At 35.2% G+C, this 10,426-nt stretch carries 10 protein-coding genes and 1 pseudogene; 6 read left to right on the forward strand and 5 right to left on the reverse strand.

Annotated features, from left to right (window positions below):
• Positions 1 to 204: pseudogene (locus Q0L68_RS11050) on the reverse strand (glutaredoxin); the annotation flags it as partial.
• Between the two features lie 103 nt (positions 205 to 307).
• Between Q0L68_RS11050 and Q0L68_RS11055 the strand changes: the two are divergent.
• Together Q0L68_RS11055 and Q0L68_RS11060 are read left to right on the forward strand one after the other, a co-directional pair.
• Positions 308 to 796, forward strand: coding sequence for a YkgJ family cysteine cluster protein (locus Q0L68_RS11055; protein ID WP_296702934.1), 489 nt, complete (start codon positions 308 to 310; stop codon positions 794 to 796).
• 45 nt (positions 797 to 841) lie between these two features.
• A complete protein-coding gene (locus tag Q0L68_RS11060) occupies positions 842 to 1,774 on the forward strand; it encodes an ROK family protein (RefSeq protein ID WP_296702921.1) in 933 nt (310 codons plus the stop codon).
• Here Q0L68_RS11060 and Q0L68_RS11065 read toward each other — a convergent pair.
• The gene (locus Q0L68_RS11065; protein ID WP_296702924.1) at positions 1,755 to 2,141 is read right to left on the reverse strand and encodes a hypothetical protein; all 387 of its coding nucleotides are present in this window, start codon (positions 2,139 to 2,141) and stop codon (positions 1,755 to 1,757) included. The genes Q0L68_RS11060 and Q0L68_RS11065 overlap by 20 nt on opposite strands.
• Before the next feature lie 3 nt (positions 2,142 to 2,144).
• Positions 2,145 to 3,377, reverse strand: coding sequence for a sterol desaturase family protein (locus tag Q0L68_RS11070; RefSeq protein WP_296702926.1), 1,233 nt, complete (start codon positions 3,375 to 3,377; stop codon positions 2,145 to 2,147).
• A gap of 114 nt (positions 3,378 to 3,491) precedes the next feature.
• Between Q0L68_RS11070 and Q0L68_RS11075 the strand changes: the two genes are divergently transcribed.
• From Q0L68_RS11075 to Q0L68_RS11090, 4 genes are all read left to right on the forward strand, one after another.
• Positions 3,492 to 3,986 carry a DNA topoisomerase IV gene (locus Q0L68_RS11075; protein WP_296702927.1) on the forward strand — a complete coding sequence of 165 codons (495 nt, stop codon included), beginning with the start codon at positions 3,492 to 3,494 and terminating at the stop codon, positions 3,984 to 3,986.
• A 23-nt stretch (positions 3,987 to 4,009) separates the two neighbouring features.
• Complete coding sequence (locus Q0L68_RS11080) at positions 4,010 to 5,905, forward strand: DNA topoisomerase IV subunit B (RefSeq protein ID WP_296702929.1); 1,896 nt, start codon at positions 4,010 to 4,012, stop codon at positions 5,903 to 5,905.
• A gap of 107 nt (positions 5,906 to 6,012) precedes the next feature.
• Positions 6,013 to 8,622 (forward strand): DNA gyrase/topoisomerase IV subunit A, encoded by a 2,610-nt coding sequence (locus Q0L68_RS11085; RefSeq protein ID WP_296702930.1) that lies wholly within the window; start codon positions 6,013 to 6,015, stop codon positions 8,620 to 8,622.
• 10 nt (positions 8,623 to 8,632) lie between these two features.
• Positions 8,633 to 9,334, forward strand: a complete 702-nt coding sequence (locus Q0L68_RS11090) for an RNA methyltransferase (RefSeq protein ID WP_296702931.1) — start codon at positions 8,633 to 8,635, stop codon at positions 9,332 to 9,334.
• A gap of 6 nt (positions 9,335 to 9,340) precedes the next feature.
• On the opposite strand, the gene Q0L68_RS11095 is transcribed toward Q0L68_RS11090, so the two are convergent.
• Both Q0L68_RS11095 and Q0L68_RS11100 read right to left on the reverse strand, forming a co-directional pair.
• The gene (locus tag Q0L68_RS11095) at positions 9,341 to 9,949 is read right to left on the reverse strand and encodes a hypothetical protein (protein ID WP_296702932.1); all 609 of its coding nucleotides are present in this window, start codon (positions 9,947 to 9,949) and stop codon (positions 9,341 to 9,343) included.
• A 113-nt stretch (positions 9,950 to 10,062) separates the two neighbouring features.
• Positions 10,063 to 10,426 (reverse strand): peptidylprolyl isomerase (locus Q0L68_RS11100; RefSeq protein ID WP_296702933.1); only part of this gene is annotated, 364 nt, incomplete at its 5' end.

Below are 10,426 nucleotides of genomic sequence, written 5' to 3' on the forward strand. Positions count from 1 at the left end.
TGGATGAGCTTTATTTAAAAGGTCTTTTGCTCTGAGGTTAAGTTTCAATAACATACTATTCCATTGCGTAGTAGTTATTCTTTCCTTTACAACGTCAATTTGATTAATAAACCTTGCGACAGAATGCGCATAGGCTAAAGTTTGTTTGTCGATAACCTGTTCGGAGCTATGATAAAAGTAAAGTTCGGTAGGATGCGTTTTCATAAAGATTTGGGTTTATTACTGATATAATATACTGATAATGTAATGTTTATGAAAATAATTTTTTGATTAATTGTAGTTATTAAAATAAAATAATATTGTGAAGATTGATTTGAAAAGTTTTGAAGAGGAGAGTAATTCCGAATTTGTTTCTAATAAAAAATTGAAGGAGAGACTTCGGAAAGTGAAATCAAAGGAACTAGATAAAAAATTTGAAGAGTATCATAATGCTGTTTTTGAAGAAATCGATTGTCTGGAATGTGCAAATTGTTGTAAAACTACGAGTCCCATTTTTATTCAAACAGATATAGATCGACTAGCAAAGGTTTTCAGAATGAAAAGCAGCCAGTTTATTGAGGAATATTTGTTTAGAGATGAAGACGGAGATTTTGTATTGAAGTCATCTCCTTGTCCATTCTTAAATGAAGACAATAAATGTTTAGTATATGATTCAAGACCTAAAGCTTGTAGAGAATATCCTCATACGAATAGAAAAAATATGCAAGGAATTTTAAACTTAAGTTTAAAAAACACGCTTGTTTGCCCTGCGGTTTTTAAAATTTTCCTCGAGATTGGCAAAGATTATAGGAAGTAATTCATTTCTTTTGCTTTTTTGAGAGACAAACCTAGAATAATTAATATGCAAAATCAGGATACACACTTTTTGGGAGTGGACGTGGGAGGAACTCATTTAAAAATCGGACTTGTAGATAGACAAGGCGAAATTGTTGACTTTCAAAAAGAAGATACCACCCCTTTTCGTGACGATTCTGAAGGCTTTGGGCCTTGTTTTATCAAAGGAATTGGGAAATATTTGGAGAAATACCCACAAGTAAGAAAAGTAGGTATTGGTCTACCTGGACTCATTTCAAAAGATCGAAACACCACTTTAGAAATACCTGCTATTTCTAGTTTGAATGATTTTAATTTGAAAGGCGGTCTGGAAAAAAAGTATCCTGGTTATGAATTTTTTCTTGAAAATGATGCAGCCGCAGCGGCAATAGGAGAGTTTTATTTTGGCAAGGATAATCCCAGTGCAAATTTTCTTTTTGTGACTATGGGAACCGGAATAGGAAGTGCTTTAGTCCTGGATGGAGAAGTGTTTAAAGGTTCGCGAGGAAACGCGATGGAAATGGGGCATATGCTATCAAAAGGAACAGCCAGACTAGAAACTCTTATAGGTAGAAATGGTATTTTAAAAATTTTTGAAAGAATGATTGCAGCTTATCCTGAAAAAGCAATTGGTTTGGAAGGAAAAGAATTAGGTACTCATTTGCTTGTTGATACCGCTAAATCCGGAAATGAAGTTTCTTTGATGGTCTTTAAAGAAGTAGGTACAATTTTAGGCGAAGCAATAGTATCTACTATCCGCATCCTAGATGTAACGGAGGTTTATTTTGGTGGAGGAATATCAGCGGGACTTGAATTTATGATGCCGTCTATGGATCATACAATTAGACAATATTTAACTCATTATTATGTGAAAGATTTGAAGCTCAAAAAAGCAACATTGGAAAATAATGCCGGAACCTTAGGGGCTGCAGCTCTTTGCTTTATGGGTTCAGGGTTGTAATTGTTACTTCAGATACCTTACTAATTGCATTCATTCGAAAAAGAACTCTAAGGGGTTCTTTTTCTGATTTAATTCCATCACAATTAGCACTTGGCTCCAAAAAGTAAAAGAAAAAACTTTGGCTTTTATCCACTAATTCAACGCGATCAGGTCTTCCGAATGTCTTTATTATGGATTGGTTATTTGCTCCTAAAAATGTATTCTTGATTTTCTCCAATTCTTCAAGATCATCCATTCTTAACCCTTTGCAGCCATACCGGTCTGACTTCCAATTTTCAAGGTTTATATTCCCCGCATCTAATTTTCCACCACAAGATGCTAGTATGAATAAGGAAAGCACTAGTAAATATTTAATTGATTTCACCATGAATCAGAGAGATGCTGAAGATATTTTAGAAGAAAGCTTCCGGTTTTTAAAAAGCCAGAAGAAGGATGCAAAAGTATAAACTCCTAAAGTAGAAAGCAGTAATACTTGAGGGATATTACTTCCGAATAAAAAGAAAATTGAAAATGAGAAACAGATTACCCGAATAAATTCCTGAGGAAAATACCAGCTTCTTTTTTCAAAAATACCAGAAAAACTAATAGTAGTCCATATAATTAAAAGGCTTATTCCAGTTTTAGGCACCCAAGAAAACGAACTTACTTGGAACAGAAAATATCCTGTCAAAACGAGCAGAAGAATGTACTGAGAAAAAATATACCAATTGATTGACGGAGGGACTACAGTATCGAATTTCTGAAAATTAGATTCTATTTCTTTTGGAGCACGATATCCTCCAAGATAAGCTGGAAGCCACCCTGGTTTATTAAAAAGGTATTTGATTTTATCTTTCAAATTTTTGATTTGCTTTATTTCTTCTTTCATGGTGGCATAATGAGCCACATTAACCCAAAAAGGATTCCAGCTTCTTACAGGTGTGGTAATTCCGTAAGTTGGAGTCTCTTCTTCTTCTTGAAAAGTTCCAAACCACTTATCGAAAATAATAAAGGTTCCGCCATGATTTTTATCAATGTATTTCGGGTTTCTACCATGGTGAACTCTATGATGTGAAGGTGTATTCATGAATAATTCAAGAAAACCCATTTTGCCAATCACTTCGGTATGGATCCAAAACTGATATAATAAATTCATACCTGATGCCAGAATCAACATTAAAGGATCAAAACCTAAAATTGCCAATGGGAAATAAAAAAAGAATGTCCAAAATGTCTGGGTACTGCTCTGGCGAAGCGCTACAGATAGGTTATATTCTTCACTGGAATGGTGGACCACATGGCCTCCCCAAAAGAGGTTTACTTCATGACTCATTCGATGAGCCCAGTAATAACAAAGGTCGTACAAGAAAAATAAGATAAGGAAAGTCCAAATATTATTGGGAATTTCAAAAACTCCGAATTTCTCAAAAATCAAGGTATAGATTCCAATGGAAAGTATTTTGAAAAATACGCCAGTCACTTGAGACATGACTCCGCAGTTGATATTAGTTATAGCATCATTTAGTCTATAACCAGGATGTTTTTGAAATCGAAGCACTAACATTTCTAGCGCCATCAAAATGAAATACATAGGAATAGCGATGACTACTGGACTGAGGTTCATTTATTTGAGAGTAATTGAGACTGTAGTTGTCAAATATAAACATAAAAGGAACACGTAATAGGTCAATTCTGTTTCATCAAATCCTTTATATTAGCACATTCAATTATTCAAAATATGTACTATCGCTTTGGCAAGGCCTTTTATTTCCTAAGTATCCTTTTCTTTATTTTCTATCTCCTGTATTTCTATTCGGCTATGCCTGATCAAATTAGCTTTAGCCAAGGTCAGGAAGGAAATATGATTGAAGAAATCAGTAGAGGAATGTTCTTCTACGGAATGATTGCAGTATTCGTACTCTTTAATGCAATTATTTTACTTCCTCCAAAATTACTGGAAACTAAAAATCATCGTGGATTAGTCCGCTTATTTCCAGTAGGAGATAAGTTTAGGGATTATTACCTAGGATGGTTTTATTCTTTTGGAGGAATATTGAATGTTAGCTTAGCCCTATTGATATTTTATACCCACGCTGTAAATAACCAGGATGATGCAGCACCGCAGCAGTTTGATTTCCTTTTCTATATTATCCCCTTCTTATTTGTTGTTTGGGTTATCGGGTTATTTGCGATTATGGTGGGTAAATTCAAACAAGTACAGAATAAATCATAATCGGTTTTATCACAAATTTAATTATGGCAGAACCAGTTAAATATACAGAAGACAGTATTAAATCCCTTGATTGGAGAGAGCACATTCGACTGAGACCCGGTATGTATATCGGTAAATTAGGAGACGGAAGTGCTCAGGATGATGGGATTTATGTTTTAGTAAAAGAAGTTCTCGATAACTCAATAGATGAGCATATGATGGGCTATGGAAGAACAATCGAGGTTAAAATTTCAGAGCATAAAGTTGAAGTGAGAGATTATGGAAGGGGGATTCCTTTAGGGAAAGTAATTGACTGTGTTTCAAAAATAAATACTGGAGGTAAATATGATTCTGGTGCCTTTCAAAAATCTGTGGGATTGAATGGTGTCGGTACCAAAGCTGTTAATGCTTTATCTGACTTCTTTAAAGTTCAGGCATATCGGGATGGAGAAACCAAAGTAGCTGAGTTTGAGAGGGGCATTTTGACTAATGATGCTCCTATTTCTAAAACATCTGACAGAAACGGGACCAAAGTTATTTTTTCACCGGACGCAAGTATATTCAAAAACTATCATTTCATCCCTGAATATCTTGAAAACCAAATCTGGAATTATGCCTACTTAAATGCTGGCTTAACTATTAATTTCAATGGGAAAAAGTTTTTCTCAGATAGAGGATTATATGATCTTCTCTCGAATAAGGTAGATGAAGAAAGTCTCAGATACCCGATTATTCATCTCAAAGGGAATGATATAGAAGTTGCCATAACCCATACTGGGCAATATGGTGAGGAATATTATTCATTTGTTAATGGTCAATACACCACGCAAGGGGGAACTCATTTAGCAGCATTCAGAGAGGCAATAGTAAAAACTATTAGAGAGTTTTTTAAGAAAGATTATGACGCTTCTGACATCAGGCAAAGTGTGGTTGCTGCAATAGCAGTGAGGGTGCTTGAACCTGTTTTTGAATCACAGACTAAAACCAAGTTGGGTTCCCAGTCTGTTGGTCCTGAAGGCCCAACTTTAAGAACTTTCGTAAATGATTTCATTAAAACTGAACTTGATAATTATTTACATAAAAATCCGGCTGTTGCCGATGCGCTATTAAAAAGAATTCTTCAATCAGAGAGAGAAAGAAAAGAAATTTCAGGCATTAAAAAGCTTGCAAATGAACGAGCTAAAAAAGCCAATCTTCACAATAAAAAACTTCGTGACTGTCGGGTTCATTATGATGATCCTAAAGCTAATGAGGATCTAAAAAATAATACCATGCTCTTTCTTACTGAAGGAGATTCCGCTTCTGGCTCAATTACCAAATCAAGAGATGTTCAAACCCAGGCTGTTTTTTCTCTTCGAGGTAAACCCCTTAACTGTTACGGAATGACCAAAAAAGTGGTTTATGAAAATGAGGAATTCAATCTGCTTCAGCATGCACTGAACATTGAAGATGGAATTGAAAATCTCCGATATAGAAAAATCGTTATCGCAACAGATGCTGATGTCGATGGGATGCACATCAGGCTTTTGATCATGACTTATTTTCTGCAGTTTTTTCCAGATCTAGTAAAAAATGGTCACTTATTCATTCTTGATACTCCCTTGTTCAGAGTAAGAAATAAGAAAGAGACTATCTATTGCTATACCGATGAGGAAAGACAAAAAGCAATTCATAAGCTAGGTTCAAAGCCGGAAATTACGAGGTTTAAAGGTTTAGGAGAAATCTCTCCTGAGGAATTTGGGACGTTTATCGGAGAGGATATAAGACTTGAACCTATCATATTGAACAAGGAAACCAAAATTGCAGATTTGCTTAGTTTCTACATGGGTAAGAATACGCCGACCCGTCAAACATTTATTATTGACAATTTGAAAATAGAGAAGGATTTGGCTTTGGATGATCCAAAAGCTGAGGATGTGAAAGAGGAGGAGGCAGCCTAAAATCCCCGATTTGTTGAATTTTAATTTATTATTTTCTGAATAGAAAAAAAGTATGATTTAAATGTCTGAGGACATTATGAGTTTTGCTTTAAAACTGGAGTTATTTCATGAGTGAAGAAAACGATTTATCAAAAGAAGGAAGCCTTCATGATTCCGTCCCAGTGACAGGAATGTACAAGGAATGGTTTTTGGATTATGCTTCTTATGTAATTCTCGAGCGTGCAGTTCCTGCTATTGAAGACGGTCTTAAGCCTGTTCAGCGTAGAATACTTCATGCAATGAAGGAAATGGATGATGGTAGGTTTAATAAAGTTGCCAATATCATCGGACAGTCCATGCAATATCACCCTCATGGTGACGCTTCAATTGGAGATGCTATTGTCAATATCGGACAAAAGGAGCTGTTAATAGAAACTCAAGGTAATTGGGGTGATGTAAGGACTGGAGATAGAGCTGCTGCTGCCCGTTACATAGAAGCCAGACTTTCCAAATTTGCTCTAGAGGTCGTTTTTAATCCTCAAACCACGGAATGGCAATTATCCTATGATGGTAGAAAAAGAGAACCAGTAACACTCCCTGTAAAATTCCCTTTGCTATTAGCCCAAGGAGTAGAAGGAATTGCAGTTGGTCTTTCTACAAAAATACTTCCCCATAATTTTTGTGAACTGATTGCAGGATCTATAGAAATTCTAAAAGGCAATTCGACAAACGTACTTCCGGATTTTATTACAGGAGGTTTGGCTGATTTTTCTGAATATAATGGTGGACAAAGAGGTGGAAAAGTAAAGGTTAGAGCAAAAATTGAAGAAGAGGATAGTAAAACAATATTAATCAAGGAGATACCTTACGGAACGACTACCGATTCTTTGATTGATTCGATCTTAAAAGCCAATGATAAAGGTAAAATTAAGATTAAAAAAGTGGTGGATAACACCGCAAAGGATGTTGAGATTGCAATCCAATTGGCACCTGGTGTATCTCCTGATGTAACAATTGACGCCCTTTACGCATTCACGGATTGTGAAGTTTCTATCTCGCCAAATGCTTGTGTGATTATAGAAGATAAACCAGTTTTCCTGAATGTAAACGAAATTCTGGCATACAATACCAAGCAGACTAAAGCTCTTCTTAAAAGAGAATTAGAAATTAGAAAAGCTGAGCTGATGGAAAAATTACTTTTTTCCTCTCTTGAAAAGATTTTTATTGAAAATAGAATTTATAGGGACATTGAGGAATGTACGACTTGGGAAGCAGTTTTAGAAGCTATCGATAAAGGGTTGGATCCTTACAAACCTGATTTTTATCGGGAAATTGTTCAAGAGGATCTTCTAAAATTGACCGAAATTAGAATCAAAAGAATTTCCAAGTTTGATGCTTTTAAGGCGGATGAGTTGATGAAAAAACTTCAAGATGAATTGAAGGAAGTCAATTATAATCTTCGTCATTTGACTGATTATGCCATTAAGTATTATGAAAATCTTTTGACCAAATATGGTAAAGGAAGAGAACGGAAGACAGAAATAAGAACATTTGATACGATTGAAGCCACTGTCGTGGCGGCAAACAATGCAAAGCTATATGTTAATCGAGCTGATGGTTTCGTTGGCTCTGGCTTGAAAAAAGATGAGTTTGTTTGCGATTGCTCGGACTTAGACGACATTATTGTAATTCGAAAAGACGGTAAGTGCATGGTTTCTAAGGTCCAGGATAAAAACTTCATGGGTAAAGATATCCTTCATATTGCTGTCTTTAGGAAAGGGGATGAGCGTATGGTTTATAATCTTATCTATCTAGAGGGTGCCTCCGGAAGAGCAATGGTAAAAAGGTTTCAGGTATTGGCAGTGACCAGAGACAAGGAGTACGATTTAACAAAAGGTACGAAGGGATCAAAAGCATTGTATTTGACAGCTAATCCTAATGGTGAAGCAGAAATTGTAACTGTCTATTTAACTCAAGGTGCTAAGGCAAGAGTTAAAGTCTTCGATTTTGATTTTTCCACCATTGAAATAAAAGGAAGGGGAGCAGGGGGAAATATTCTTACTAAATATCCTGTGAGAAAAATTCAACTGAAAATGGAAGGTGTTTCTACTTTGGGTGGATTGGATATTTATTATGACCCGATTGTAGGAAGATTAAATACTGACGAAAGAGGAAACTTAATTGGAAATTTTTTAGGAGACGATAAAGTCTTAGTATGTTATAAAACTGGAGATTACGAACTTACCTCTTTTGAATTAACCAACAGATATGATCCATCTAATGTAATTTTAATAGAAAAATTTGATCAGGATAAAGTTATTTCTGCAATATATTATGATGGTGGTTCTAAGACATATTATGTAAAGAGATTTCAAATAGAGACCACTACACTCAATAAGAAATTCAATTTTATTACGGACCATAAACAGTCTTATTTAAAGGTGGTCTCTACAGACAAGCAGCCTCAGGCTTCGGTAGTTTTTGTGAAAGGAAAAGAGGAAGAAGTAATGGAATATGACCTGGATATGTTGATTGATGTAAAGGGTTGGAAAGCAATTGGAAATAAGTTGAGTTCACATACAGTCAAAGAAATCAGGCTTGTTGAGACTAAAAAGACTAATTCCGAACAAAAAACTGAAGAGGATTTAGAGTCTGATGAGGAGGATCAAATAGAAGTTGGGAAAACGATTAACCTTTCTGTTAAAAAGGATGATGAAGAACAATTAGGCCTGTTCTGATAAAATTTGAATGGGTAAAAATTCATCTATAAATATTGAACAGAGATTAATTGAATATTTGGGTAAGTATATTACAGATCACAAGAAATCTGTAATTGAAAAAGTACTTGAACGGAGAACCCGGTTTTTTACTGTTGTATTGGAAGATATTTTTAAACCTCATAATGCCAGTGCAGTTCTTAGGACATGTGATTGTTTTGGAATTCAAGACGTTCATGTCGTAGAAAAGAGTAAAGAGTATAAGATCAACCCATTTGTTACTCGAGGAGCATCCCAATGGGTTGACCTTTATAAATACAACAATGCAGATGGTTCAGGACTAAAAGTCTGCTTTTCTAATCTTAGAAGTAAAGGCTATAAAGTCTTCGCTACCAGTCCAGATTCAAACTCAATCCCCATTGAAAACCTTAATCCAAATGAAAAAATCGCTCTTGTTTTTGGGAATGAACATGAAGGAGTTAGTAGTGAAGCTATAAGAAATGCAGATGGATTGGTTCATATCCCAATGTTGGGTTTTACAGAAAGTTTCAATATATCAGTGGCTGCTTCATTGTTTTTGCACCATTTAATCCAAAACGTAGATAAAGAGAGAATCCCTGAATTTCATTTGTCTTCCAAGGAAAAGTTTGAACTTAAATTGAAATGGTATAGATCTATTGTAAAAAACTCAGAGATTCATGAAAAAGTATTTCTACAGTCTTTGGAGGATTAAACCACTTTATTTCTTTGAAAAAATAGATTTCACTTTTTCACCAAAAGGCTCTGTTTCATTTCTTTTCTTAGCCTTTTGACGTTGTCGTTGTTTCTTTTTTTGCTCTTTACTTTTTGTTAAAATAGTTCTAGCGGAAAACCCAACTTGCCCTCTATAAAATTCTTCTCTTCCGGAAAGGTTGAAGTTAGGTTTATAATCAACTGAGAGTACTGTATTGGCAATAGTAAATTCCAAACCACCGATTGCTTCAATTCCCATAGTGGAATTACCATAGGTTTGGATGATTTCTTTATCTACTTCATTTTTCATGAAACTTTCTTCGTTTCCAAAAGAGACGCCAGCTCCTAGATAGTAATTAAACCTCTTTGAAATAATAGGTTTATGTTTTTCTAGTAGAAGACTTAAGTTTGTATTTCTTGCGAAATCGGTTTGAAGTATCCCCTCTAAACTGGTTCGGTCTAAAATTCTTTGTTGAAAAGTAATTCCAAATTGCCGGCTGAGATTGTTATTTCCCAACCTAACCCCAACAGCATTACCATATCGCTGTGCAAAAAGAGAGTTGATTGAAATTGAAAGTAGAAACGAAAGGAATAATAGAAAAAGCTTATTGCTCATTAAAAGAATTCATTAGTGGAACTCCGCATTGTCCAATAACTATTCCAATTCTTAAAAAACTTAAAAAATGTGTTATCAAAAAAGCCTTCCAAATTTTTGGAAGGCCTTGAATATTATTCGCTTACTACGATGTTTTCTATCTTATCACCAGCTCTGATGGCGTCAATCACTTCAAGTCCCTCTACTACTTTTCCAAAACAGGTGTGGTTTCTATCCAAGTGTGCCGTATTATCCCTGCTATGACAAATAAAGAACTGAGAACCACCAGTATTTCTTCCAGCATGAGCCATAGATAGTACACCTCTGTCATGATACTGATTTTCCCCGTCTAATTCGCACTTTATTTTGTAGCCCGGTCCACCAGAACCATTTCCAACTGGACATCCACCTTGAATTACAAAATTTGGAATGACACGGTGAAAAGTCAGCCCGTCATAAAATCCTTTATTGGATAAATCGATAAAATTCTGAACTGCA

This window comes from Algoriphagus sp. (assembly GCF_024642405.1).
Taxonomy (GTDB): domain Bacteria; phylum Bacteroidota; class Bacteroidia; order Cytophagales; family Cyclobacteriaceae; genus Algoriphagus.

Coding starts and splice junctions, on each gene's coding strand:
- Q0L68_RS11075 (WP_296702927.1), top strand. CDS start 3,492: ATGTACTATCGCTTTGGCAAGGCCTTTTATTTCCTAAGTATCCTTTTC.
- Q0L68_RS11070 (WP_296702926.1), bottom strand. CDS start 3,377: ATGAACCTCAGTCCAGTAGTCATCGCTATTCCTATGTATTTCATTTTG.
- Q0L68_RS11095 (WP_296702932.1), bottom strand. CDS start 9,949: ATGAGCAATAAGCTTTTTCTATTATTCCTTTCGTTTCTACTTTCAATT.
- Q0L68_RS11090 (WP_296702931.1), top strand. CDS start 8,633: ATGGGTAAAAATTCATCTATAAATATTGAACAGAGATTAATTGAATAT.
- Q0L68_RS11060 (WP_296702921.1), top strand. CDS start 842: ATGCAAAATCAGGATACACACTTTTTGGGAGTGGACGTGGGAGGAACT.
- Q0L68_RS11065 (WP_296702924.1), bottom strand. CDS start 2,141: ATGGTGAAATCAATTAAATATTTACTAGTGCTTTCCTTATTCATACTA.
- Q0L68_RS11080 (WP_296702929.1), top strand. CDS start 4,010: ATGGCAGAACCAGTTAAATATACAGAAGACAGTATTAAATCCCTTGAT.
- Q0L68_RS11085 (WP_296702930.1), top strand. CDS start 6,013: ATGAGTGAAGAAAACGATTTATCAAAAGAAGGAAGCCTTCATGATTCC.